The organism is Paenibacillus sp. TCA20 (assembly GCF_000732325.1).
Lineage (GTDB): Bacteria > Bacillota > Bacilli > Paenibacillales > Paenibacillaceae > Paenibacillus > Paenibacillus urinalis.
In genome coordinates this window covers 1-24,876 of sequence record NZ_BBIW01000017.1, presented here as the reverse complement: position 1 = coordinate 24,876, position 24,876 = coordinate 1, and the positions used below count along the sequence as shown (strand labels likewise).

Here is a 24,876-nt window from a genome sequence, read left to right as displayed (position 1 = left end):
GTATTAACTCGCAGGGACACCATTGTAAATCCGATGTAAAATCCAGCTGTGTATTTTTTAAGATTGTATTGTGTTTTTACGAAAAGATGTTAGGTTTCGTAAAGTTCTGAATAGATGTCTACAATCCAAAGAACGGTAAATACCTTTCTCGCCATAGCTCTTGTATCATGTGACTTGCAAGTGAATCACTGTGCTTGCATTCGTAACCGTCAAAAGGGGGTGTAAGTATTGGGAAGGAGATAGTATCAGAGGTGCAGGCGTCAGAGAGAAAGAAATGGAACCAGAGAAGCAGTCTGCGATCATGGACTAGAAATTGGGAGCTCTACTTATTGTTTCTGCCCGTGCTCGCTTATTTTATTATCTTTCACTATATTCCGATGTATGGAGTGCAAATCGCCTTCAAGGATTTCATCGCGAACAAAGGCATCATGGGCAGTCCTTGGGTCGGATTCGAGCATTTCGAGAGATTCTTTGACAGCTTCTATTTCTGGAGAATTATTAAGAACACGCTGGGTATCGGTATATATGAACTGGTTGTCGGGTTTCCTATTCCGATTATCTTAGCGCTCATGATTCATGAGCTGAGAACAGGCAAGTTTCGAAAATTCGTGCAGACCGTTACGTACATGCCGCACTTTTTATCTACGATTGTTATGGTGGGCATGATCATGATGTTCTTATCTCCGGCTTCTGGACTCATTAATGTAGTTATCACTTTATTTGGCGGGGAGCCGATCAGCTTCATGACCGAACCGGGCTGGTTCAAGAGCATCTATGTATGGTCAGGTGTATGGCAGACGATGGGCTGGAGCTCTATTATCTATATTGCAGCGCTGGCCGGCATTGATCCACAGCTTCATGAAGCAGCCAGAGTGGATGGAGCATCCAGGCTCCGCCGAATATGGCACATTAATTTACCGGGGATCGCACCCACGATTATCGTACTGCTCATCCTGAACATGGGTTCTATTCTTGGAGTGGGATTCGAGAAAGTATTCCTAATGCAAAATGACTTGAATATGGAGAGCTCTGATGTAATCTCTACGAATGTTTATCGCAGCGGCATACTCGGTGCACAGTACAGCTTCTCAGCTGCCGTCGGACTATTCAATTCTGTCGTCAATTTCATTATGCTGCTCACCGTTAACCGGATTGCGCGTAAAGTCAGCTCAAGCAGTCTATGGTAGAAAGGAGGCCTGTAAGTATGGCAGAAAGCCGGGGAGATCGTTACGTCATGACTGCAATATACATTCTGCTCGGACTTGTCTCTCTCATCGTCTTATATCCGATATATTTTGTACTCATTGCCTCTTTTAGCAGTCCGGAGGAGGTTATGCTAGGCAAGGTATGGCTGTGGCCGAAGAATTTGTCACTAGTTGGTTATGAACGGATATTCGAGAATAACGAATTGATGAAGGGTTACTTCAACACGATTGTGTATACGGTCATCGGCACCGCTCTGAACGTTGTCATGACGATTGCTGCAGCATATCCGCTGTCTCGTCAAGACTTTAAGGGGAGAAATGCATTTACGGTACTGATCGTATTTACGATGTTCTTCAGTGGAGGCATGATCCCGACTTACCTGTTGATTAAGGATCTCGGACTGCTCGATTCGTTCTGGGTGATGATTCTGCCCACAGCGGTATCCGTGTGGAACATTCTCATAATGAGAACCTTCTTTCAAAGCTCTATTCCAAAAGAGCTGCAGGAGGCCGCATTTCTGGATGGATGCTCCAATCTGAAGCTGCTCGTCCGAATCATCCTTCCGCTATCAGGTCCGGTGCTGGCAGTTATGGTGTTATTTTATGCCGTGGGTCATTGGAACAGCTACTTTAACGCACTTATCTATCTATCCGACAGGGACAAGTATCCACTGCAGCTGTTCTTAAGAGAAATTCTAATTCAGGATCAAATGCAAAATATGGTGGACTTAGGCAGTGATACATATTCCAAAAGCCTGATGGAGGTTGAGGCCATCAAATACGCAGCCGTCATGGTGACAAATCTGCCGATGCTGATCCTGTATCCGTTTCTGCAAAAATATTTCATTAAAGGTGTCATGATCGGCGCTATTAAAGGTTAACTTGGGTTCTAATATTGAAGTTCTATACTAAAATCGAGGAGTGAAGTAGCGTATGTGGAAAAAATGGGGGAGTCTTTCATTATCACTGGTGATTGCGGCAAGCTTAATGGCGGGCTGCGGCTCAAGTGAAGGCAGCGGAGAAGCAGAAGGAGAACAGGCACCCAAAGCAACATCTAATCTTAATGAGACGGGGATGCCAATCGTCAACGAGCAGATTACGCTTGATTTTTTCACCGGGAAGTGGGCCGGAAACAGCAGCAATTATGATGAAGTGCTCGTGTGGGATAAGTATCAGGAAATGTCCAATATCGATGTGAACTTCAATCTGGTACCTTTTGAAACATTGACAGAGAAACGTAATCTGGCGCTTGCCGGCGGAGATTATCCCGACGTCTTCTACTCCGCAAGAGTCAGCTCTGCTGAATTGACCCGCTATGGTCCGCAAGGGGTGTTCATCCCCCTGAATGATCTGATTGATCAGTATGCTCCTAATTTCAAGAAGCTGATGGACGAGAATCCAGGTATTCGTAAAGGACTGACGATGCCAGACGGGAATATTTACTCGCTGCCTTCCTTCTACGACCCCAACTTCTTATCCATGCTGATCGGAACGCCTCTATGGATTAACGAAGACTGGCTTAAGCAGCTGGGTATGGATGAGCCGGATACCATTGATGAGTTTTACAATTATCTGAAGGCAGTTAAGGAGACCGATCTGAATGGAAACGGCAAAAATGATGAGATTCCATTTGGAGGAACCGGAATTACTCCTATTATTGATCAGGTCAAAGGGGCATGGGGTCTAGGCACGAAGGGTCTGGGTCATAAGTTCGTCGATGTGGATGCAGACACGAATGAGCTTCGTTTTACAAAGACACTGCCAGAGTACAAGGAAATGCTGCAGTTTATGAACAAGCTGTACTCAGAAGGATTAATTGACAAAGAAATATTCACCATTGAGAGCAGTGCTCTAAACGCTAAGGGGCAGGCCGATCTGCTGGGATCGACCATTGTACCGAATCCGGATACCGTAATGGGCAAGGACAATTATATTGGTCTGGCTGCATTGGAAGGACCGCATGGCGACAAGCTCTACTCCCATGTTAAGGTTCCGATGGTGCACGTAGGAGCCTTCGCGATTACAGATAAGAATGAGCATCCGGAGGCAACGATCCGGTGGATGGATCACTTCTTCGGGCAGGAAGGTGCAACGTTCTTCTTCATGGGGGAAGAGGGTACCACGTATAACAAAAATGCTGACGGCGAGCTTGAATACATTGAAGATATTACAAATAATCCGAATGGGCTTACGATGGACCAGGCGCTTACTCAATATTTTACCTGGACGGGCGGAAGCTACCCTGGTTATGTGAAAGGCGAATATTTTAAAGGATCCGAAACGTTGCCAAATTCGATGGAAGCCGCAGAGAAGGCTGAGCCGGATGCCGTGGAAGATATCTGGTACAATTTCAACTTTACGAATGAAGAGACGGATTTTATGTCCTCTGTCGGTAAAGACATCCATGATTATATTGGTGAAATGGAAGCGAAGTTCGTCAATGGCAGTGCCTCTTTTGATGAGTGGGATACGTATGTGGAGACCATTAATAAAATGGGACTCGATGAGTATATGAAGATCTACCAGGCTGCTTATGAGCGTTATAATGCAAGCTAAGCAACAAGTGAAAATAGCCGTTATGGGATACAATGCGGGTTCTGTAAAATATGCCAAGTACTATGCAGAACATCCTGCGATTCAGCTGGCAGGTATATGTGATCTCCGCGATGATGAGGCGGAAGAGTGGTCAGAACACGTTCAAGCAACCGTATTCCATAACCTGCCCAAGCTGCTGGCAGAGCAGAAGCCCGATATCCTTCATCTTGCACTTCCGGTTATGGAGCATCTGCCTGATCTGTATATTGCTGCAGAAGCGGGTGTTCATATGATGTGTGAGAAGCCTATGGGCTTGTCAGCTACGGATCTGAAACAGCTGGCTGCCATATGCAGACAGCACAGCGTACAGATTATTCCTTCTCACGAGGCCTTGTTCAGACCGGAATATTCGGATCTGGCAAGGCAAGTGAGAGCAGGTGTGATCGGCAGTCCAGGCGTAGTTCATGTTCGGCGTATGATGACTGGAGAGGAAGCTTACGGCAGCCGTTTGCCTTCCTCCTCTGCTCATCGTATTGAACCCATTATGACGCTGTTTATCGAAGAAATTGAATTTATAAGTTATCTTCTCGGTGAAGTGGAGAGTGTATTCGCACAGCATATTCGCAAAGAACGGACTGAGTATGCGCTGCTCACACTGAAATATGAATGCGGCACTATTGTGAATATGGAAGGTATATTAGGTTATCCGAGTCCGGCAACATCTGAATTCGAGATGGCAGGAAATCAAGGGATTGTTCGCTCCAGTCCGAAGATGAGCGCTTCGGTGGAGATCAGAAGAGGGGGTTCCGAATTCAGGCTAGTCAGCCCTGCATTTGAGGATGCGATCGATGGATATATACGATCCGTGCTGAATATGGCAACTTATAAGACGGAACCTATAATATCGCTGGAGGCGTCATGGAAGACGGCGGTTGTCATCCAGGCGGCAGCTTATTCAGCAAGTAACGGGCAGGCAGTGACCATGCGATCGTTCCGTTTAACCGATGGGTGGTGGCGGGATGCGTAAGCTTCGTATCGGTATGATCAGCTTCGCCCATTCCCATGCCTTCAGCTATTACAGGCAGTTGCAGCTGGTTGAGAATGCGGAGGTAACTGCAATTGCAGATCTACATTACGATCGGGTCAAGACATTGGTTGAACGTGACCATGTTCAATTCTATCCAGATCATCTGAAGCTGCTCGAGCTGCCGGATATAGATGCGGTCATTATTTGTTCGGAAAATAGGCATCATGCCGCCCTAGTCACGGACAGTGCGAAGGCAGGCAAGCATATATTGTGCGAGAAGCCGCTTGGGACAGGAAGCGTTGAAATGCGGCAAATGATTGATATTTGTCATGAACTGCAGGTGCAGCTCATGACGGCCTTTCCTTGCCGTTACCTTCCGTCGGTCATTCGAGTTAAGGAAGCCGTAGCCCAAGGTGAGATTGGTGAAGTCATCGCTGTTAAAGGGTATAACCGAGGCGGCATGCCCGGCGGCTGGTTTGTAGATCCGGCGCAATCTGGCGGCGGTGCACTGCTCGATCATACGGTACATGTTGCTGATATGCTGAATTGGATGCTGGGAGTACAGCCCCGTGTTGTTCACGCCGAGAAAGGGACACTGTTTCATGATATTGCTGTCGAGGATTCGGGTATGGTCCATCTGGAATATGACAATGGCGTAATTGGGGTTATCGATACAAGCTGGTCTCGAAATCCTGTGTATCCTTATTGGGGAGATGTGAAGCTGGATGTAATTGGAACGGAAGGGATCATAAGAATGGATGCTTTTGCCCAAGTCAATGAAGTGTTCAGCATAGAGCAAGGCAGAGCACGGTACAGCTACTTTGGAGACAAGATGGATTATTATATGCTTCAGGACTTTGTGAATCGTATTCTTGATGGAAGGCCTGTAGCGATTACGGGAGAGGACGGGTATGCCGCAGCCGAGGTGGCATTGTCAGCCTATGATTACCTGGAGAGACGAACGTAATCTTATGAAATGAAACAAGGTGTGCCTCAACGCTGGAGGCGCACCTTGTTCTTTTTGAATTTAAAAAAGATGGAAACCAAGAGCAGACTAAGCAAACCGGAATCGATGACTCTGATCACATGAACACCAATGCTATGAATAGCCACCGGATCAGCGATAAACCAGATAATGAAGAATACAATAGACAATAGGGCAATGCATAGCCAATACAGCGATTTTTGTGCAGACGGTGTACTTCGATTAGCTAGACTATTGTATTTTCTGGCTCGATAAAGGATGTAAATCAGAATTAACGAAAGTCCGGCCAGCGTCCCGCCATGCTGCAGTATTTTGTAGATGGGAATTTCGTAACCGAGTACATGGAGGTCAACGCTGAGCAGCGGAATCCGATCAACAACAAATCCATGCTGGTGCGTAAAAGCATCCCACACGACGTGCGTTAACATGCCGAGTAAGGCTGAATAGCAGAAAATAATGATCTTGACCGGTAATCCGAAATTAGACGTACGCTCAGAACGATCCTGCATAAATACAGGCAAATGATCCATTAGAGTCTGGTGAATGAAAAAATAATAGATCAGGTAGACCAACGCGACCAGCGGCAAATTAAAATAGAAGAACCCTGCAAAAGTATGTCCGGTCATGCCCGCAGGCTGTCCTCTTAGCAAATATTCAAAATCAGGGGCCATGCTGCCCAATACGAGCGCAGTAAAATGAAGATACTTGCTCTTGCGTGAAAACGGCAGAACGGCAGCAGGATGGGCAAAAGTAAATGGCATCGTATGTAGAATCTCCTTTATAAATGAATCAGAATCGGTCTCCAGATGTATGTATTGTCTAGCCCAGGCACGGTAGATTTAGTATAAACCGTTGGCTATTAAATGGAGGGGGAACACGATGGAATCGATAAATATTGTCAGGCTAACAGAGCTTACGGAGCAGCAGCTGCAGCAGGCGGCAGACGTCTACGTGAATAGTTATTATAACGAATTAACCTCCATGACGAAAGATAAAATGATGTTAAGAAAAATAATTAAAGAGTCTTTTGTTGCAGATCAATTTTACGCTGCGATTATTGATGGTCAGGTTGTCGGCATTATGGCATATTCCACAAGCATTACTCGCTCGCAATATTTTGATAAAGAGTTCTTAAAAAGCATTCTAGGTAATGTTCAGGGGAGTGTTGTACATTATTTTCTGGCAAAACAATTTCACATACCCGCCCCAATTTATAGAGAGGAGTGCTTTCTAGAAGCGGTTGCTACCGACCCTATGTATCGGGGAAGAGGGATCGCGACATCCATGCTGCTCCATCTGATGCATCATCTGCCGTATCGGGTCTTTAAGTTGGAAGTTGTTGATACGAATCATGCGGCACGATCCATTTATGAGAAGCATGGTTTTCACATCTATAAGGCCGTAAAGCAAAGATGGTTTCGCAATAGACTTGGCTTCAATGAGAAGTTCTATATGGTAAGGACTGTGGATGAGCCAACAATATAGCCTATAGTCATTAAAATTTATAAATGAATACGAACCAAACGTTCACCCAAATGTTTCAAATCACCGAAGAGATTACGGATGCAGCGGGAAATTCATATCCGATCGAATCCTCGCGGTTTTTCTTAGTATTAGATCATGTCACTCAGACGTGGCAATACGATTATGTCGTGCCTGCGAAGGATTTCGAGCAGCCTTTGCAATTTAAGATCTACAAGCACCCGGGCTCTATTGAGAAAAAGATCACGCTGCCAATAAAATAACAAAATGTTTTTGTAAAGCGAACCTTTTATATCCGGCTAGTGTTCTTACATTATATATAAGTTAGTTATGTATGGGCGGGAGGTATAGTAGTGCCATCAAAAAAAAGTAATAAAATAGTATTGCTTACAACTGTGGTGACCCTACTGCTGGTGGTTGGTTTGACGCTGGCCTGGAATGTCATTTGGGATGAGGACCTAAACAGATCTTACTCACCAGAAATGGTCAAATATTTAGAGCCAATAAACGATAACAGGACACTCATGCTCGCTGCGGAAAACAATCTGTTGCAGGAAATTCATCAGTCCGATACGAGCGGGGAAAATCAATTGACGCTGGGTGGAATCATCGCGGATGAAGAGAATGCAGTCATCTTATATTCCCTGAGCGGTCCTAATTTGAATGGCAAATTAAACGAATACTCGGTAGAATTAATATCTGATGAAGAGTTTCATTATGCGGCAACTTACTTTAATCCCTCTATAGAAGAGGATGCAACTGAATCGTACATGACATACAAAGTTCAGTTGAATTCAGGTGAAGTATTTCCGCAGAATATGGGGCTTTTGTTTCGTTTGGGAGAGCAGGAGCTTAAAGTGGATATTTCTGTAGATCACTCCCGGTTTACGGGTTTGAGAAAGAAAGTTCTAATTAACAAGGAAATACCGATAGACAACCAGACTGTATTACTGCGTGAAATGGAACTGCTGCCTTTGAGGACGACCCTACGCTTGGAAACACCACAGTCAAATAAAAAGCAAGTGAATGATTTATTTGCTCTATCTTTAATAGATGATACAGGTCAGCACCAATGGAATCAGAGTGAATTAAGCTCAGGTTCACTTAGCGAGGGAATGTATACGGCTAATTTTGATGGACTATATTTTGAAGATCCAGAACAATTGTATCTGATATCAGAAGGAGTGTATGCTTCTGACAAGAATATGACCATGACTATTAACTCTGAGACAAAGAAGATTATTGAGGCACCGGATGAACATCTACAGTTGCTGGACATTTTAGAAAATGAAGAGTATATGACCATCAAGCTTCGGCTAGACAATTACGAGTTTCCTGGACCGAGCATTCAAAATGACATTTCCCTACTTACGTACGGAGGAGTATTTATAGATGCCTCGGGGAAGCAGTTCAAGCTTCTAAATCCTGAGATTGAGCTAACGGCTCAGATCACAGCTGAACGAGATAAGCATACTCATCTGTATCATTACTACATTCCGAATGAGGAGTATCAACAGCCGCTTACGTTTCCGATATACGAATACACAGGATATAAATCAGGTGGGTTTAAGATTCCTCTATACTGAGTCAGAATAAAGGAGCCACGAGATGCTAACTTTTCAAGCTGGCCCATAAAAGCTATAATATAAAGGATTGTTTAGATTCTATTTGAAAGCGAGCGAATATTGATATGGGTCGTAAGTGGAATAATATTAAAGAAAAGAAGGCGTCCAAAGACGCAAGCACTAGCCGCGTATATGCGAAGTTCGGACGTGAGATTTATGTAGTAGCCCGTCAAGGGGAGCCTGATCCAGAATCGAATCGCGCTCTGAAGGTCGTACTGGAGCGTGCTAAGACATATAACGTACCCAAAGCCATCATTGACCGTGCACTGGAAAAAGCAAAAGGCGGTTCGGAAGAGAACTTTGACGAGCTTCGTTACGAAGGCTTTGGTCCTAACGGATCGATGGTTATTGTGGATGCACTTACGAACAACGTAAACCGTACCGCATCAGAAGTACGTTCAACCTTTACGAAGAATGGCGGCAATCTGGGAGTCAGCGGATCGGTAAGCTATATGTTCGACTCTACGGCGGTTATCGGGGTTGAAGGAAAATCAGCGGATGAAGTACTGGAGCTATTAATGGAAGCTGATCTGGATGTTCGGGATATTGTGGAAGAAGATGAGGCGGTTATCGTGTATGCGGAGCCGGATCAATTCCATGCCGTACAAGATGCATTTAAAAATGCAGGAGTAACGGAGTTTACTGTAGCTGAGCTTACGATGCTGCCGCAAACCTTTGTATCCTTGGAAGGCGATGCACTTACACAATTTGAGAAGCTCATTGATGTACTTGAGGATCTTGAGGACGTGCAGCAAGTGTACCATAATGTGGAATTTGAAGAATAGGATCTGACAACTTTCTAGATGAAAGTTGAAGTTTTAACCGTCAGCCTCTCATTTATCTCGGGATAAATGGGAGGTTTTTTGATGAACAGAATATCTGTAAAAATGTAAATTGCGTGAAGCTGTACTGAAATCGAAGCAGCAGCAAGAGAGTAAGGAATCTTCTATGTTATAATTAAAGAGTTGTCTATTAGATTACGATGAGAGAAAGAAGAATTTACGAAAAGGGGAGAGTTCATCTACAGTGAAGCTGGTATCTTGGAATGTAAACGGGCTGAGGGCCTGTGTAAATAAAGGGTTTATGGATTATTTTGAGCAGATGGATGCGGATATTTTTTGTCTGCAGGAGACCAAGCTGCAAGAGGGACAAATTCAAATGGAGCTAGGCGACTCCTACCAGGATTACTGGAATTATGCAGAGAAAAAAGGTTACTCGGGAACCGCGGTGTTTACGAGAATCAAGCCGATTTCGGTTCAATACGGCATGAGCGAGGAGGACCCGGATACCGAAGGGCGTATGATTACGCTGGAATTTGAACAGTTTTATCTGGTTAATGTATACACACCGAATGCGAGAAGGGACTTATCGCGTTTGCCTCTTCGTCTGGAATGGGAGGAACGTTTTCGAGCCTATCTTAATGAGCTGGACAAGCATAAGCCTGTAGTCGTTTGTGGAGACATGAATGTCGCGCATGAAGAAATTGACCTCAAAAATGCAAAATCTAACCGTGGTAATTCAGGCTTTACGCTGGAGGAACGTGAGAAAATGACCATGCTGCTGGAATTGGGATTTGTGGATTCGTTCCGTTATTTCTATCCCGATCGGACAGATGTGTACACCTGGTGGTCTTATATGGCGAAGGTCAGAGAGCGGAATATTGGCTGGCGTATTGATTACTTCCTTGCTTCGACCCGGCTTACACCTTATTTAAAGGACTCAGGGGCAGACTGTCATATCATGGGAAGTGATCATTGCCCTGTATTCTTGGAGATGGAGCTTGACGAATCTCTTCAAAATGCTTAACTGCTAACGGTTATTAATAATTACTAGGGATGAGCAAGGCAATTTACATAGAGTCATAGGTTAAATTAATTGCGGCCTATCCACTCTGGTTGCTTTCGCTCATCCTTTTATTTTGAAATAGATTTGTATATTAATAGATTTTAGATTTGTAGACTTAGATGGTATTGTGTACGACATAATTCTGAACATAGCTGTCGTGATCGAGCACCTCAATTGCCCCTGACCAATCGAGCACTTTTCCGACAAAACCTTGGATGTCCAGATCCTTCATCTCATACGTATCCGGTGTGTTACCCGTACCTGTTGCATCCTTAATTAAGGTCACTTTGTACCCGCGGTCATAGGCTGATATGGCCGTGAACATACAGCAGAACTCCGTCTCAAAGCCGACGATGAAGAGATGATTAACGCCTAACTGCTCCAGTGTCTCTGCAAGCTTCGTCTTATAAAATGCACTCGGTGTCTGTTTCTCAACTACAGTTTCAGCATATTTAAGAATTGAATCATGTATATGTGAGCCCTCTGAATCTCGGTACAATGGACTTTCTGCCTGATCATCAATATGTCTAATAAAAATGACCGGATGTCCATCTCTTCTAAAATCTTGAATCACTTGCTCTATTAATGTGAGTTCTTTTGTGAAATCTTTTAGCTCGACAATGGCGTTCTGTACATCAATGACTAACAGTGCTTTCATCAGACACCCCCCCTGGAATTGTATACCAATTGGTAATTCTATAGGTATGATCGAAATCCTTTTGATAAAGGGAAACTATGAAAATATATTCTGACATATTCGTCGTATCTGGCGTTGCATGACCATTCTGTTAGCGCTATCATTAGTTCAGAGCTTTATATCATTTCTAAAGGAGCCAATATACATATGACACGGATTGAAGATCAAGCTACAGTGCTATTTATCGGAGACAGTATTACGGATTGTGGCAGAAATTATGATAATGTGGGTGACCTTGGCAGAGGTTATGCCAAGATGGTTGCGGCTGAACTTAATCTCCGTTATCCTGAGAAGCAAATTCAGTTTATGAATCGCGGCATCAATGGAAACCGAGTTACAGATCTTGAGCAAAGGTGGGAGCAGGATTGCCTGGCGCATAACCCAACCTGGGTGTCCATATATATTGGAATCAATGATACGTGGCGCTGGTACGATTCCAAGGCAGAGACTTCTGCAGATGAATTTTATCGTACATATCGTGAGCTGCTTGTGCGGACCAAAGAGCATACGAATGCCAATATCGTGATAATAGAACCGTTCGTACTGCCTGTTCCGGAAGATCGCAAGGGATGGAGAGTAGATCTTGATCCAAAAATTCATGCCATTCGAGAGCTGGCTCGTGAATTCGGAACATATTATGTGCCGCTGGATGGCCTGTTTGCTCAAGCGAGTACCAAGGCGGAGCCAGCCTACTGGGCAGGAGACGGTGTGCATCCAACAGATGCAGGACATGCTCTAATTGCTAGAGCTTGGCTCGATGCAGTAAAAGTATAAATTTCGTCGAACGAGTTGGGTAACCGGACAAGGTTTAGAAAGCCCCAGGAAGGGTATTTTTGCGAATTAATAAATGAACTTTTCAAGCTGGTTTTTATAAAGCCAGCTTTTTTGCGTTGCTTCCTGCGTATGAACGAAGTGATGAATACACAAGTACAGGCAGGATTTTAATAAGTTCTCCTAGTTACGAAAGAGCAGGACAGTTCAACAATTGCGCGAATATTTAAGTGAAGAAGTTATTCACGAAGTTCAGAGATAAAAGAGTTAAATGAAATTACGATGCAAGTTCATATCAAAATCAAAAACTATGAGGTGCATAATGCCAAGACTAATTACATTAGCTGATGGAAGATCAGTAGAAGTTGAATGTGTAAGCTGCGCATTGACAAGTGGTTTGATTTCTTCAACAGGTGGAGTGATTTTCGAATCAGGCAACTTTCATGTCCATCAGGATATTGCTTACCCAATTAAAGGGTTAGTTATATTGGCTTCGAAGAGGCATTTTTACTGCATGGATGAATTAACAGATGAAGAGCGATTAGAATTTATTTCGTTAATTCATAAGCTCAGAAGTGAACAAAGAAAACGATTGGGAATTGATAGGGTCTATTATTTTTATAATGAAGATACAACACATCACTTTCATTTATGGATGGTTCCTAGATATGAATGGATGTACCAATTTGGAAATTCAGTAGAATCATTAAGACCGGTATTACTACATGCAAGGAATAATATGAATGACGATGAGAATATGAAGAGTGTAGAAGAAGGGGTTAGTATGTTAAGAGAGGGCATGAGGGATTTTGTGATGAACGCAGGGTAACTCCATCTAACAACGTGTTCACGCTTCGATCTGACGCCCTCGGTCTGGCAGAGGAGTAGTCAGGGAAGTGGATGCAGCCAGACAACCCTGCGAGGCAAAGTCTCCGACCCGGCTCCCGTTGGTCGCCTTAAGTCTCTCGGATTCGTGAACACACGAACGTTATGTGAAAGGACGAAGCGAATGATTATATCCAAACCTTTGGGAGAATATGATTTCATTTTGTTTTCTATTGATCGAAAATCAACAATATTATTTACTTTTCTAGAGATTGAGCTGGAGAGGTATCCTTCAATTTCTTTTCGTATTCATATTAAAGATCATTTATTTATTGGAGAGATAAACGTCTGGGTTGAAAAAGAGAAAATCGATAGTTTTCTAAGAGACGTAAAAGAATTGAATAGTTCAAGAAAAGGAAAAGTATCTCTAGAATCCATGAGCCCAGAGGAATTGGAACTTACAATTCAAAGTGAGAGAGTAAATCTTTTCTTATTGAACTATTCAACAAAGCAAACGAAATATTTAAATAATAAATTGATCGAAACAACATTAAATGGAACTTTTGAATTCGATTCAGAATTTTTCAATGAGTTAGAACAAAACGTTAAAGCTATAGTTAAATTAACAAATATATAGAGATTTGTGAGTATATCAAGAGTCCCATTCGAATAACATGATATCTACGTATCGGAGCCTATCGGCTCCTTGATCCGCTCGAAGAGAATGTCAGAGAAAGTTGAATCAGGCTCACACATCCGCACTGACTACTGCATCGCGACCGGCTCCTGGCGGAGCCTTAAGTTGGTGGGACGTCGTTGAATACAACAACGTTATCGGAAATTGATGCAAACAATAATATATTAGGAGCCGTTCATATGAAAATCAAAGGAGATAGAGTTTGTCTTTCAAAAGTAACAAATAAAGATTTGAGCTTTATTAGTGAGCTAGAGTGCAATAAAGACATTTGGTTTTTTGAGGAATTCGTAGAGAGTGATAAGGATACTGTCAAGGAAAAGTATCTTGAAAACTTAAAATCTAATCATCACTATGATTTTGTAATAACAATAGAATCAGAAAAAGTAATAAAGCCAGTAGGATTAGTTCAAATATGGAGTTATGTAGAGTATAGAAACAGTTGGTAACTTGGTTTTGGCATACTTCCAGATTACCAAGGCTACGGATACGGATACGAAGCCACTAAACTCTTGCTTCATTTTGCATTTAAAGAATTCGGTGCACATAAAGTAGTAGGGATGTGTAATAGTAGTAATCTAAAATCTATAAAGTTAATGGAAAAGCTACAAATGAAAAGAGAAGGGATATTTAAACAAGAAGTTAAGTGGAATAGTGCGTGGCATGACCAGTATTTTTATTCGATTTTGGATAGTGAATGGAAAAACTTATAGATCATAAGCAACTCAAGAAGGCATCAACATCCGATAACAACACATTTCTACTTCGGGTATTCGCCCTTGATCGCTAGAGGGATTTCATAGAAGTATATTCAGCGATACATACAACCAGCTAAGTCTGATGACCCGTTTCCGATGGTCACTTAAGCTGCTTGAACGTCAGAAATGACAAACGGTATCAGCAAGATCTGCTCCAAAGATAATGTGAGTATAACATTCGCAACATTCTGTTGCTTGAGAAAGGAATGACTATTGGAAATGGAAACCATTTTAATTTTTGTAGTGTTTTTTATGCTTGGTATTTTCACTGTTAAGTTTGGTGTTGATAACTCTAAAAACAATCAATACACGAAAGAAATATTACAGGAATTAAAAGAGATCAAGGAAATTTTAAGAGAACGAAATTCATAGTAATGCAGTATTAACTATATGTACGATACTATATTCGGAGTGGAATCAGTTAATCCTGAAATTAAAACTGAAATTAAAAGAGTAATTGTAAGTAATGATAATTTTGATATCGTAATTTCGTATGATGTTGATGAAATAAAAGAGAATTCAACAGTATTTAATTTTAGAAGATGGTTTTGCAGCATCATACAATGAACTAAATACAAAAGATGCTAGTGGATTTATATTTAGAGGAGTAAATGATAAGGGAGAGATATTAATATTAGGAAGATAAGAGCGTTAATTGAATAGCTCATGAAGGCGAGTGCATACAAGAAAGGAAATATGCTACGCGAACAACGAGTAACATAAAGGCCTGTTATTGAAGAAGATTGGGAACGGCGATATGAATGGCTGTCCGATCCTGTAGTTAACCGAACGTTACCATCTGGAAATGCTATGTCCTAACACCGGTGATTCATGAAAGCAAGTACGTTGTTTAGAGAAGCAGCAACAGTTGCAGTAACCGAAGGGAGGGGCTCAAAAAATTGCAACGCCAGCTCCACCTGTAACGTCGGCCCCACCCCCAAGAATTCCTCTCCAGCTACAAAGTGGAATTATGAGAGCCCATCGACTTTTGCGAGCAACCGAAGGGAGGGGCTCAAAAAATTGCAACGCCAGCTCCACCCCAAGAATTCTTCCCTCAGCTACAAGTGAAATTTTTTGGATCTCGAACGACTTTTGCGAAGCAACCGGAGAGAGGGAGCCAAAAAATGTAACGTCAGCCCACCCCCAAGAATTCTTCTCTCACAGCTGCAAAGTAAAATTTACAGAGATTCAATCAAACAAATGCAAGCAACTGGAGAATCGGCGTCCAATGATGGAACGCCTATACCAGTACCTTCCTAAATTCGGCAGTAAGTAGAGGCACAACGTCGAACAGATCGCCGACGATGCCGTAATCGGCAACCTTAAAGATGGGAGCTTCAGGATCCTTATTGATCGCAATAATGACACGCGATTGGCTCATTCCCGCCAAATGCTGAATGGCACCGCTGATGCCGCAAGCAATATAGATTTCGGGTGTCACTACTTTCCCTGTTTGACCAATCTGCAGAGAATAATCACAATAGCCTGCATCACACGCACCGCGTGAAGCACCTACAGCTCCGCCGAGCAGATCTGCTAGCTCTTCAAGAGGCTTGAAGCCGTCTGCGCTCTTGACTCCCCGGCCACCAGAGATGACAATCTTGGCTTCGCTGAGATCAATCTTGCCTGTCGTCTTCTGAACGACCTCTTTAACGATTGTGCGTAGTGATGGAGAGGGGTAAGCAACATCTTCAATGGGGGAAGCACTGCCTTCAGCCGCAGAAGCAGCAGCAATATTGTTCGGCCGAATGGTAATGACCGCGGGTCCAGCCTCAAATACACGTTTTTCAAAGGCTTTGCCTGCATACAGTGGTCTGGTGAATACGGGATGACCTCCTTCTAGATCAATAGAAGTAATGTCCGAGATCTGCCCTGCCTGAAGGTGGGCTGCAACTAATGGTGCCAGATCTTTACCCAGAGCGGTATGTCCGAAGAGGACAAGGTCTGGTGCTGCCTGCTGTAAGACAGATTTTAATGCAGCTAAATAAGCTTCGGGATTATAGTGTTCAAGTGCTGAATGCTCGATGGTATATATCAAATCGACGCCATAGGGAACGAGTTCACTTACGGCGGATGTTATATCTGAACCTGCTACTACAACCTGGATCCGATCCTGAGCACCTGCGATTTGTTGTGCAGCACCTAACGTTTCAAGTGCTACCTGACGAAGCCTTCCATCTCGATTCTCGGCATATACAAGCAATGTTTTACTCATCACAAGAACCTCCTAAGGACATTTGAATTTGAATGCATGAACAGCCAATGGAAAAATAACGCATGTCGGACATTCTGTTTGCCATACACTTGGGGTAGATGAGATGCACATAATTGAAACCGTATACAAAATGATGGATTTGGCATGGCAAAGTCCACTGTTGCACAATAAATTAACGAATCAGTATGATTCAGCACGCAATGTATCGTTCAAATGACTTTGGATTCGGTACGCAGAAGGCCAACAAGCTCGCGGGCAACGTTCTCGGCATCGCCCTTAAGGATCTTACCTGCACCGCGTTCAGGTGGAAGCGTCAGCTCGATTTGCTTCGTAGCAGGCTGAACATCGGTTTCGGTGAGATCTAGATCCTCAAGCAGCAGCGTCTTGAACGGCTTCTTTTTTGCTTTCATGATACCAGGAAGAGAAGGGTACCTCGGTTCGTTCAGACCTTGCTGAGCGGTAAACAGCGCAGGCAGTGTGACACGGAGCACTTCAAGATCACCTTCAGCATCCCTATGGACTTCGGCTGTTGTACCTTCAATCGTTAGCTTGGTAATGGATGAGGTGTGAGGAATGCCGAGGAGCTCAGCCAGACGAATGGCGACTTGACCTGATCCACGATCGACGGAGAAATTACCCCCAAGAATGAGATCCGGATTCTCTTGGTTTAAGTAGGAATAGAGCACTTTGGAGATCACATATTCGTCGTCAGGGATTCGCTCATCCGAGATCAGAACCGCTTCATCTGCACCCATCGCGAGCGCTGTACGCAGGGCTTCTGCAGCACGGTCTGGACCGACGGAGAGAAGAGTTACACTGCCGCCGTGTTCATCTCGAAGCTTGACAGCTTCTTCTACCGCATATTCGTCGTATGGATTCATGACAAATTTCACACCATCCTCAGACACGACTCCATTCTGCAGAGTGATCTTCTCCTCTGTATCAAAAGTTTGCTTTAACAATACAACTATCTTCATATTCGATCGTCTCCCTTCAAAACATGAGTTATGAATTTATTTATTTGGAAACACCGTGAAGAAAGAAGCTAAGGGTGTCGTCAACCTGTTCTTGAAGCGAATATTTCTGCCCTGAGATCAGCCAGGAGGTAACTGCTTCATCCATGGAGCCAAAGATGAGGTTTCGAACCAGTTTGAGATTCAGGTCTTCTCTAAAATGTCCCAGTTCAATGCCCTGCTCTAGAATATTCTCAATCAGCTCAATATATGGCTTGAGTGATTTGCCAATCTCCTTGCGAAGCTCAATATCACTTTGTCTTAGCTCGATCTGCGTGACGTACGCAAGCTCAGGATTATTCTCAAGCTCTGTAAAATGAATGCGGCAGACCGTGCGGAGGGCCTGAACTGGATCAGAGCTGCCAGCGACACTGTCATGGAATTTCTGCACCAGCTCACCCAGCTTCTCTTGGAACAGATGAATCAGGATGTCCTCCTTTCTCTTAAAGTAGAGGTAGATCGTCCCATCGGCTACGCCGGCAGCCTTAGCAATCTTGGAAACCTGGGACCGATGGTAGCCATTCTCGGCAAACACTTTGAGGGCGCCTTGAAGTATGAGTTGATATTTTTCTGTTTTTTTACTTGTCATATGTTCACCCCGGTGTTAGAATACAGTTAAATTTCTGAATGAATACTCATTCATTTCTTGTATCCACTATAAAATACGTTCCAGTCATTGTCAACGATTCAATCCCTGTCTCATTGGAAAATCGTTCTACAAGGTTGAGATGGTTCATTAGGCGTTCATATCGAAGTTTGCAGCGAGTATGACAATGATATTGTCAAAGAGTACAAACGATGTGGAGGTCTGTTTTTGCAGACACAATGTAAGCGCTTAATAAATGAATCGTACTTACCATTGTCAATGGCTAGGGGGGTTGTGCCCGAAAGGAGTGAAGCTGCACATCAAAAGATAGTAAGTTACTAAAGCTCAAACTAACAGCTATCCGCCATGCAAGCTGAAATTAAATTTTATCAATACAAGGGGCTTGATGAGGATGATTCTACAAATGATGAATGCACTGCTCTTTACCCTCATTACCGGCTGGGCGGTTTATCTATTCGCCAGAGTTGTATACCACCGTTACTTATATATCAAATTAGGCAGACCTGCGGATCTTCGTAAGGACATTCAAGACAGGATTGCAGCATTTATGGTGCAGGTCTTCGGTCAGAGCAAGCTGTTCAAGGATCCGAGAAGCGGAATCATGCATTTTATCGTTTTTTACGGATTTATTATTCTGCAGTTTGGTGCACTGGACATTATCTGGAAGGGGCTCACAGGGCACAGTCTGCCTATACCGGGTTACGAAGGATTTATATTGACCCAGGAGATTACGGTCGTGCTTATTCTCCTCGCCATCTCATATGCTGCCTATCGAAGATATGGGGAGAAGCTGCATCGGTTAAAAAGAGGCTGGAAACCAAGCCTTGTTGTCTTTTATATCACATCTCTAATGATATCCGTTCTCTTCACAATGGCATTTGAACGTCTCAGAGAGGATTTGCCATCTTCAGCCTATGCACCCATCTCATCTGGAATTGCATCGTTATTTACCTGGATGCCCGATATAGCGGTGGCCGCAATGTATTACTTTTTCTGGTGGATTCATCTGCTGATCCTGCTCTCCTTTCTACTATACGTACCCCAATCCAAGCACTTTCATCTTATTACTGCACCCATTAACATCCTGCTGCGACGAACAGATCCACCTGGCAAGCTAAGTAAGCTCGATTTAGAAGATGAAGAGGCAGAGTCCTATGGGGTCGGTCATATCGAAGATTTTACCCAGAAGCAAATGCTCGATTTCTATGCCTGCGTAGAGTGCGGACGATGTACGAATGTATGTCCGGCGACCAATACCGGCAAGCTCTTGTCCCCCATGCACATGATTATCAAGTTAAGAGACCACTTAACCGAGAAGGGCGAGGCGTTGACGTCGAAGTCGGCCTGGATGCCTGCCAGTGTGTTTGGTTACGCTGGAGTCCACGAAATGAGAACTGCCGATCTATCACTTAGCGAATGGACGGGGGAAGGAGTAACTGACATTCGTCCAACCATGAGTGTGCAAAAAAGAGCCTGGCATCAAGTTGAAGGTGTTACCGCCAAGGATGTGCAGCTCATCGGTGGAGTCATGACAGAAGAAGAAATATGGGCTTGTACTACGTGCCGTAACTGTGAGGATCAGTGCCCTGTTGCAAATGAGCATGTGGACAAAATTGTAGATCTCAGACGTCATCTCGTGCTGATGGAGGGAAGCGTACCTCATGAGGGACAACGAGCAATGCAGAATATTGAGCGTCAAGGTAATCCATGGGGTATCAGCCGGGCAGAACGCAGCAAGTGGGTGAAGGAAATTGACCCGGACGGCACCTTGAATTTGAGCATTCCGACGGTGAAGGAGAACCCGGACTTTGACATTCTGCTGTTTGTAGGCTCGATGGGGTCCTATGATAACCGGAGCCGAAAGGTTACACGTTCGCTCGTTCATTTGCTGAATGAGGCAGGTGTCAACTTTGCGATATTGGGCAATGAAGAGAAGAATTCGGGTGATACACCGAGACGAATGGGGAATGAATTTTTGTTCCAGCAGCTGTGTGTGGAGAACATCGAAATTTTTAATAAATATGATGTTCAAAAAATCGTTACAGCCTGTCCCCATACATTTAACGTGTTCAAGAATGAATATCCCGATTTTGGCCTTACAGCCGAAGTGCTTCATCATACCGAGCTCTTGGATGAGCTGGTGAAGACCGGCAAGCTGATTCCCAAGCACACGTTATCAGAAAAAATCACCTATCACGATTCCTGCTATCTCGGAAGATATAACGATGTGTACGATCAACCGCGAGATGTGCTGCGCGCTATTCCAGGCGTCGAGCTCGTTGAAATGGAACGCAGTCGAGAGAACGGGATGTGCTGCGGTGCCGGCGGCGGACAGATGTGGATGGAGGAGGATACCGGCAAGCGTGTAAATCTCGCACGGACAGAACAGGCATTATCTGTATCACCGACGATGATCAGCTCTGCTTGTCCTTACTGCCTGACGATGCTGGAGGATGGAACGAAGCTTATAGAAATAGAAGACAAAGTGCAAACGAAGGATATTGCAGAAATACTCGAAGCTTCCGTCTTCGGTGTTTCTGAAATGAATGAACAGGAGGTCGTTGCGAAGTGAACCAAATGTTAACCCCTACTCATCCATCTGCAATTACGAAGAGGACCTTATCCAAAGCTGCCGTAATCGGCTCCGGGGTCATGGGTGCAGGAATTGCTGCACATCTGGCTAATGCGGGACTGTCTTGTCTGCTGCTGGATATTGTACCGGCTCAATTAACACCAGAAGAAGAACAGGCAGGGCTATCACTGGAGCATCCTGCGGTACGCAACCGGCTTGCCAATCGTGCCATTGCTGCGCTTCCCAAGTCAAGCACGGCTCCACTTTATGCTCCTCATTTTGCAGAACGAATTACACCGGGCAACATAGAGGATCACTTGCATCTATTGAAACAAGTTGACTGGATTATTGAAGTTGTTACCGAAAAGCTGGAAATTAAGAGGTCTATCATGAAGCAGATTGAAGCGGTCCGTGCAAAAGGAACCATTGTCAGCACGAACACGTCCGGCATATCGGTCAATGCGATGGTGGAGGATTGCAGTGAGGAGTTTCGGCGTCATTTTCTAGGAACACACTTTTTTAATCCACCACGGCATATGAAGCTGCTGGAGATTATCCCAGGGTTCGACACCGATCCTGAGATCACATCCTTCATGAAAGAATTCTGTGAGAAAAGGCTGGGCAAGGGCGTTGTCATTGCCAAGGATACTCCGAATTTTATCTCAAACCGTATTGGCACTTATGGACTGCTCGTCACATTGAGGGAAATGGCGGAAAACGGATACTCGGTAGAGGAAGTGGATGCCGCAACAGGACCAGCGCTCGGCAGGCCCAAGAGTGCAACGTTCCGTACGCTCGATTTGGTAGGGATCGATACTTTTATTCATGTGGCCCAGAACGTGTATGATTCCGTGCCGGACGGAGCGGAGAGGGATGTATTTAAAGTGCCTGCCGCGCTGCAGGAATTGTTAACAAAAGGCTGGATTGGTGAGAAGAGTGGTCAGGGGTTCTACAAAAAAGTAAAAGGAGATCACGGCAGTCAGATTCTATCGCTGAGTCTAGCTAACATGGAGTACAGTCCAAGCGCAAAGATCAGCTCAGCGTCGATAGAAGCTGCGAAGACAGTCAAAGGAGCAAGGAAGAAGATCAAGGCTTTTTTGAACACGAAGGACCGATATTCAGAGCTCGCATGGAATGTGCTTAAGCAAGTGCTGATCTACTCCGCAGAGAAGCTGGGGGAAATTGCGGATTCCATTCAAGATATCGATCATGCGATGAAATGGGGATTCAACTGGGAGCTGGGCCCGTTTGAGACTTGGGATCTGATCGGTCTGCCTGCTTCGGTGGAACGCATGGAAGCAGAAGGCCTGATCGTGCCTGCATGGGTGAAGAGCTGGATCGCTGCAGGGAATAACTCCTTCTATCAGCAGAAGGACGGATATGTATTCCAATATCTCAAAGGGGAGTACAGAGTGGTAGAGAAACGACCTGAGATTATATCTTTAGCAGCGCTTAAGGCCCAGAACAAAATCATTCGTTCAAATACAGGCGCAAATCTGATGGATATTGGAGATGATGTTGCGCTTCTGGAATTCACCTCTCCAAACAATGCTATTGGCGCCGACATCCTGGTCATGATTCAGCAGGCAGCCGAAGAAGTCGAAGCTAATTATAGAGGGCTCGTTCTTGCCAATGAAGGCCGAAACTTCTGTGTCGGCGCGAATCTCATGCTGATGCTCATGGAAGCTCAAAGCGGAGATTGGGATGAGGTGGATGACATTATCCGATTGTTCCAGGGCAGTATGATGAAGCTCAAGCAATTAGCTAAACCGGTTGCAGCTGCCCCACATCGGATGACGCTTGGAGGAGGCGTTGAAGCCTGTCTACCCGCAGATCGAATTATCTTCTCGGCAGAAACCTATTTTGGCTTGGTCGAAACCGGAGTAGGCTTGATTCCAGCCGGGGGAGGCTGCAAAGAGTTGGTGCGGATGACGAGCGATCGCTTTCCGGATCAGCAGGCCGACCTTCAGCCAGAGCTTAACCGCATCTTTGAAATGATTGCACTTGCCAAAACCTCATCCAGTGGGCATGAAGCACTGCATATGGGATATGGCCGCTCCCAGGATCGAGTCGTGATGAATCAGGATTATCGCATCTATGAAGCCAAGCAGGCCGTGCTTGAATTGGATCGTGAAGGATATACACCAGCTCCTGCCGGTAAAGCAAGAGTTGCAGGGCGTGACGGACGTGCGGTGCTTCAGCTGGGGGCGCTGGGTATGAAGCAGAGCGGATATATTAGCGAGCATGATTACCTCATTGCGAAGAAGCTTGCTCATATTCTGGCAGGGGGAGATGTCCCGGCAGGTACCCTTGTCTCAGAACAGTATTTATTGGACCTTGAACGGGAGGCCTTCTTGAGCCTGCTAGGTGAAGTGAAAACCCAGCAGCGCATGCAGCACATGCTTGCCAAGGGTAAGCCTCTTCGCAATTAGCGGTCACATTACATCACTTGCATTAGACGGCAGAGCTTACTAAATACATCCCTTAAAATCATCATTATCCGGATCCATTTCAGCAGTCTTATGAAACGGATTCACTTATATCAATTAAAGGTTGAGGTGATTAGTTTGAGAGAAGCAGTCATTGTGTCACTTGCCCGAACCGCTGTAGGCAAGGCCAAGAAAGGAAGCCTGGCGGATACACGAGTAGAGGATTTGGGCAAAGCTGTGCTTGAAGCTGTTATTGCACGCGCGCCAGGGCTGAAAAAGGAAGATGTCGAGGATATTATCCTCGGCTGTGCAATGCCGGAAGGAGAGCAGGGGTTGAATGTTGCACGCATCATTTCCTTGTATTCCGGCTTTCCTGTTACCGTTCCCGCACTGACGATCAATCGGTTCTGCTCCTCCGGACTGCAAGCGATTGCATTTGCGGCGGAACGAATAATGCTCGGTTCTGCTGAAGTCATTGTTGCGGGCGGCGTGGAGAGCATGAGCCATGTTCCCATGACCGGCTTCAAGCCTGCTCCACATTACCGAATTGTGGAGGAGATGCCGGAAGTATATATGGGAATGGGACACACCGCTGAGGAGGTAGCCCGCAGGTTCGGGGTGAACCGGGAGTCACAGGATGCCTATGCCGTGAACAGTCATCGTAAAGCCCATGCGGCAATCGCTGCCGGCCGATTCAAGGATGAAATCGTGCCTGTCGAGGTTACCCATACGACCATTGATGACAACGGGCGGATCAGGAACCGTCAATTCACTTTTGATACCGATGAAGGGGTGCGTGCAGATACCTCAGCAGAGGGGCTAGCCCGTTTGAAACCTGCATTTTCGGTAAAAGGCACCGTTACGGCAGGCAATGCATCTCAAACCAGCGATGGGGCAGCAGCTGTCGCTGTAATGAGCAGGGAAAAAGCAGAGGAGCTCGGTCTTGAACCCTTGGCCACCTTCCGCTCGTTTGCCTTGGCAGGTGTAGAGCCGGAAATTATGGGGGTAGGACCTGTCGAAGCGATACCAAAAGCGCTGAGAATGGCGGGAATTGAGCTGGATCAGGTGGAGCTGTTTGAAATTAACGAAGCATTCGCTTCCCAGTGCCTGCACATCATCCGTGCTCTTAACCTTGACGAAGAGAAGGTTAACGTGAACGGTGGTGCTATTGCACTTGGTCATCCGCTCGGCTGTACGGGCGCGAAGCTTACCGTGAGCCTGGTATCCGAACTAGCGCGCCGTGGTGGAGGATATGGGGTGGTGAGCATGTGCATTGGCGGAGGGATGGGTGCAGCGGGGGTGTTCGAGGTGCACGCACAAAGCGCTGGAACAGCCTAGCTTGTACTCGGCGCTTCCATAAGACGAAGAATGGAAGCCCGTCTCCCCCTCTCACCCCACAAGGTTGAGAGAGGAGGAATTGCCCTTCAAGCAAGGAGTGCAGCGACAAGCGGAGAGGGCGAAATCGGAGTGAAGAAGCGAAGCGTGCGTATTTGTCCTTGGATTCTCACCATTAAGATGGAATCAGAAGAATCCAAGGACAAGAAGGCTCGGACCTCGATTCGCCATCGAAGCGCTCACAGCAGCACTCACA

General features: G+C 45.0%; 24 protein-coding genes. 19 read left to right on the top strand and 5 right to left on the bottom strand.

All coding sequences use genetic code 11. The features are described from left to right. Positions 1-251 precede the first annotated feature (251 nt). The 5 genes from TCA2_RS23245 to TCA2_RS23225 are packed head-to-tail and all read left to right on the top strand — an operon-like array spanning position 252 to position 5,734. Complete coding sequence (locus TCA2_RS23245; protein WP_047913992.1) at positions 252-1,187, top strand: sugar ABC transporter permease; 936 nt, start codon at positions 252-254, stop codon at positions 1,185-1,187. A gap of 17 nt (positions 1,188-1,204) precedes the next feature. Further along, positions 1,205-2,086 carry a carbohydrate ABC transporter permease gene (locus TCA2_RS23240; protein WP_047913991.1) on the top strand — a complete coding sequence of 294 codons (882 nt, stop codon included), beginning with the start codon at positions 1,205-1,207 and terminating at the stop codon, positions 2,084-2,086. Positions 2,087-2,138: 52 nt separating this feature from the next. Beyond that, the gene (locus tag TCA2_RS23235; protein WP_047913990.1) at positions 2,139-3,761 is read left to right on the top strand and encodes an extracellular solute-binding protein; all 1,623 of its coding nucleotides are present in this window, start codon (positions 2,139-2,141) and stop codon (positions 3,759-3,761) included. Further along, complete coding sequence (locus TCA2_RS23230) at positions 3,751-4,767, top strand: Gfo/Idh/MocA family protein (RefSeq protein WP_047913989.1); 1,017 nt, start codon at positions 3,751-3,753, stop codon at positions 4,765-4,767. The genes TCA2_RS23235 and TCA2_RS23230 overlap by 11 nt, the downstream gene beginning before the upstream one ends. Further along, positions 4,760-5,734, top strand: coding sequence for a Gfo/Idh/MocA family protein (locus TCA2_RS23225; RefSeq protein ID WP_047913988.1), 975 nt, complete (start codon positions 4,760-4,762; stop codon positions 5,732-5,734). Before TCA2_RS23230 ends, TCA2_RS23225 begins: the two co-directional genes overlap by 8 nt. A 26-nt stretch (positions 5,735-5,760) precedes the next feature. Here TCA2_RS23225 and TCA2_RS23220 read toward each other — a convergent pair whose 3' ends face one another. Next, entirely contained in the window at positions 5,761-6,513 is a 753-nt protein-coding gene (locus TCA2_RS23220) for a DUF4184 family protein (protein ID WP_047913987.1), read from the bottom strand. Positions 6,514-6,631: 118 nt separating this feature from the next. On the opposite strand from TCA2_RS23220, the gene TCA2_RS23215 reads away from it, so the two are divergent. The 5 genes from TCA2_RS23215 to TCA2_RS23195 all read left to right on the top strand — a co-directional run bounded on the left by TCA2_RS23215 (position 6,632) and on the right by TCA2_RS23195 (position 10,665). After that, a complete protein-coding gene (locus tag TCA2_RS23215) occupies positions 6,632-7,237 on the top strand; it encodes an N-acetyltransferase (RefSeq protein WP_047913986.1) in 606 nt (201 codons plus the stop codon). A 23-nt stretch (positions 7,238-7,260) separates the two neighbouring features. Beyond that, entirely contained in the window at positions 7,261-7,497 is a 237-nt protein-coding gene (locus TCA2_RS23210) for a hypothetical protein (RefSeq protein WP_047913985.1), read from the top strand. Between the two features lie 90 nt (positions 7,498-7,587). Then, positions 7,588-8,820 (top strand): DUF5643 domain-containing protein, encoded by a 1,233-nt coding sequence (locus TCA2_RS23205; protein WP_047913984.1) that lies wholly within the window; start codon positions 7,588-7,590, stop codon positions 8,818-8,820. 104 nt (positions 8,821-8,924) lie between these two features. Then, entirely contained in the window at positions 8,925-9,644 is a 720-nt protein-coding gene (locus tag TCA2_RS23200; protein WP_047913983.1) for a YebC/PmpR family DNA-binding transcriptional regulator, read from the top strand. Positions 9,645-9,885: 241 nt separating this feature from the next. Then, positions 9,886-10,665, top strand: coding sequence for an exodeoxyribonuclease III (locus TCA2_RS23195; protein WP_047913982.1), 780 nt, complete (start codon positions 9,886-9,888; stop codon positions 10,663-10,665). Between the two features lie 154 nt (positions 10,666-10,819). Here TCA2_RS23195 and TCA2_RS23190 read toward each other — a convergent pair whose 3' ends face one another. Continuing rightward, positions 10,820-11,362, bottom strand: a complete 543-nt coding sequence (locus TCA2_RS23190; protein ID WP_047913981.1) for an isochorismatase family protein — start codon at positions 11,360-11,362, stop codon at positions 10,820-10,822. A gap of 186 nt (positions 11,363-11,548) precedes the next feature. Between TCA2_RS23190 and TCA2_RS23185 the strand changes: the two genes are divergently transcribed. From TCA2_RS23185 to TCA2_RS27750, 5 genes are all read left to right on the top strand, one after another. Then, complete coding sequence (locus tag TCA2_RS23185; protein WP_047913980.1) at positions 11,549-12,175, top strand: SGNH/GDSL hydrolase family protein; 627 nt, start codon at positions 11,549-11,551, stop codon at positions 12,173-12,175. A 319-nt stretch (positions 12,176-12,494) separates the two neighbouring features. Further along, complete coding sequence (locus TCA2_RS23180) at positions 12,495-13,001, top strand: HIT family protein (RefSeq protein ID WP_047913979.1); 507 nt, start codon at positions 12,495-12,497, stop codon at positions 12,999-13,001. Between the two features lie 180 nt (positions 13,002-13,181). Next, positions 13,182-13,634 carry a hypothetical protein gene (locus TCA2_RS23175; RefSeq protein ID WP_047913978.1) on the top strand — a complete coding sequence of 151 codons (453 nt, stop codon included), beginning with the start codon at positions 13,182-13,184 and terminating at the stop codon, positions 13,632-13,634. Between the two features lie 179 nt (positions 13,635-13,813). Further along, positions 13,814-14,140, top strand: a complete 327-nt coding sequence (locus TCA2_RS27755; protein WP_238546498.1) for a hypothetical protein — start codon at positions 13,814-13,816, stop codon at positions 14,138-14,140. Positions 14,141-14,152: 12 nt separating this feature from the next. Next, the gene (locus TCA2_RS27750) at positions 14,153-14,404 is read left to right on the top strand and encodes a GNAT family N-acetyltransferase (protein ID WP_274520949.1); all 252 of its coding nucleotides are present in this window, start codon (positions 14,153-14,155) and stop codon (positions 14,402-14,404) included. 1,285 nt (positions 14,405-15,689) lie between these two features. On the opposite strand, the gene TCA2_RS23165 is transcribed toward TCA2_RS27750, so the two are convergent. The 3 genes from TCA2_RS23165 to TCA2_RS23155 all read right to left on the bottom strand — a co-directional run bounded on the left by TCA2_RS23165 (position 15,690) and on the right by TCA2_RS23155 (position 18,266). Next, positions 15,690-16,664: an electron transfer flavoprotein subunit alpha/FixB family protein gene (locus TCA2_RS23165; protein ID WP_047913977.1), complete on the bottom strand. Its 975-nt coding sequence runs from the start codon at positions 16,662-16,664 to the stop codon at positions 15,690-15,692. Positions 16,665-16,873: 209 nt separating this feature from the next. Beyond that, entirely contained in the window at positions 16,874-17,641 is a 768-nt protein-coding gene (locus TCA2_RS23160) for an electron transfer flavoprotein subunit beta/FixA family protein (protein WP_047913976.1), read from the bottom strand. A gap of 40 nt (positions 17,642-17,681) precedes the next feature. Beyond that, on the bottom strand, positions 17,682-18,266 hold the full coding sequence (locus TCA2_RS23155) for a TetR/AcrR family transcriptional regulator (RefSeq protein WP_047913975.1): 585 nt from the start codon (positions 18,264-18,266) through the stop codon (positions 17,682-17,684). A 409-nt stretch (positions 18,267-18,675) separates the two neighbouring features. Here TCA2_RS23155 and TCA2_RS23150 point away from each other — a divergent pair, with 409 nt between their 5' ends. From TCA2_RS23150 to TCA2_RS27745, 4 genes are all read left to right on the top strand, one after another. Further along, the gene (locus tag TCA2_RS23150; RefSeq protein ID WP_047913974.1) at positions 18,676-20,856 is read left to right on the top strand and encodes a (Fe-S)-binding protein; all 2,181 of its coding nucleotides are present in this window, start codon (positions 18,676-18,678) and stop codon (positions 20,854-20,856) included. A 5-nt stretch (positions 20,857-20,861) separates the two neighbouring features. Then, on the top strand, positions 20,862-23,288 hold the full coding sequence (locus TCA2_RS23145; RefSeq protein ID WP_047914044.1) for a 3-hydroxyacyl-CoA dehydrogenase/enoyl-CoA hydratase family protein: 2,427 nt from the start codon (positions 20,862-20,864) through the stop codon (positions 23,286-23,288). A gap of 135 nt (positions 23,289-23,423) precedes the next feature. Then, a complete protein-coding gene (locus TCA2_RS23140; RefSeq protein WP_047913973.1) occupies positions 23,424-24,623 on the top strand; it encodes an acetyl-CoA C-acyltransferase in 1,200 nt (399 codons plus the stop codon). A gap of 30 nt (positions 24,624-24,653) precedes the next feature. After that, on the top strand, positions 24,654-24,876 hold a 223-nt coding region (locus TCA2_RS27745), incomplete at its 3' end, for a hypothetical protein (RefSeq protein ID WP_047913972.1).

What these genes read in the sequence shown, in the direction of transcription:
- TCA2_RS23165 (WP_047913977.1), bottom strand. Translation starts at nt 16,664, where the DNA reads ATGAGTAAAACATTGCTTGTATATGCCGAGAATCGAGATGGAAGGCTT.
- TCA2_RS23235 (WP_047913990.1), top strand. Translation starts at nt 2,139, where the DNA reads ATGTGGAAAAAATGGGGGAGTCTTTCATTATCACTGGTGATTGCGGCA.
- TCA2_RS23160 (WP_047913976.1), bottom strand. Translation starts at nt 17,641, where the DNA reads ATGAAGATAGTTGTATTGTTAAAGCAAACTTTTGATACAGAGGAGAAG.
- TCA2_RS23175 (WP_047913978.1), top strand. Translation starts at nt 13,182, where the DNA reads ATGATTATATCCAAACCTTTGGGAGAATATGATTTCATTTTGTTTTCT.
- TCA2_RS23185 (WP_047913980.1), top strand. Translation starts at nt 11,549, where the DNA reads ATGACACGGATTGAAGATCAAGCTACAGTGCTATTTATCGGAGACAGT.
- TCA2_RS23155 (WP_047913975.1), bottom strand. Translation starts at nt 18,266, where the DNA reads ATGACAAGTAAAAAAACAGAAAAATATCAACTCATACTTCAAGGCGCC.
- TCA2_RS23215 (WP_047913986.1), top strand. Translation starts at nt 6,632, where the DNA reads ATGGAATCGATAAATATTGTCAGGCTAACAGAGCTTACGGAGCAGCAG.
- TCA2_RS23190 (WP_047913981.1), bottom strand. Translation starts at nt 11,362, where the DNA reads ATGAAAGCACTGTTAGTCATTGATGTACAGAACGCCATTGTCGAGCTA.
- TCA2_RS23180 (WP_047913979.1), top strand. Translation starts at nt 12,495, where the DNA reads ATGCCAAGACTAATTACATTAGCTGATGGAAGATCAGTAGAAGTTGAA.
- TCA2_RS23150 (WP_047913974.1), top strand. Translation starts at nt 18,676, where the DNA reads ATGATTCTACAAATGATGAATGCACTGCTCTTTACCCTCATTACCGGC.
- TCA2_RS23200 (WP_047913983.1), top strand. Translation starts at nt 8,925, where the DNA reads ATGGGTCGTAAGTGGAATAATATTAAAGAAAAGAAGGCGTCCAAAGAC.
- TCA2_RS23210 (WP_047913985.1), top strand. Translation starts at nt 7,261, where the DNA reads ATGAATACGAACCAAACGTTCACCCAAATGTTTCAAATCACCGAAGAG.
- TCA2_RS23145 (WP_047914044.1), top strand. Translation starts at nt 20,862, where the DNA reads ATGTTAACCCCTACTCATCCATCTGCAATTACGAAGAGGACCTTATCC.
- TCA2_RS23220 (WP_047913987.1), bottom strand. Translation starts at nt 6,513, where the DNA reads ATGCCATTTACTTTTGCCCATCCTGCTGCCGTTCTGCCGTTTTCACGC.
- TCA2_RS23225 (WP_047913988.1), top strand. Translation starts at nt 4,760, where the DNA reads ATGCGTAAGCTTCGTATCGGTATGATCAGCTTCGCCCATTCCCATGCC.
- TCA2_RS23230 (WP_047913989.1), top strand. Translation starts at nt 3,751, where the DNA reads ATGCAAGCTAAGCAACAAGTGAAAATAGCCGTTATGGGATACAATGCG.
- TCA2_RS23240 (WP_047913991.1), top strand. Translation starts at nt 1,205, where the DNA reads ATGGCAGAAAGCCGGGGAGATCGTTACGTCATGACTGCAATATACATT.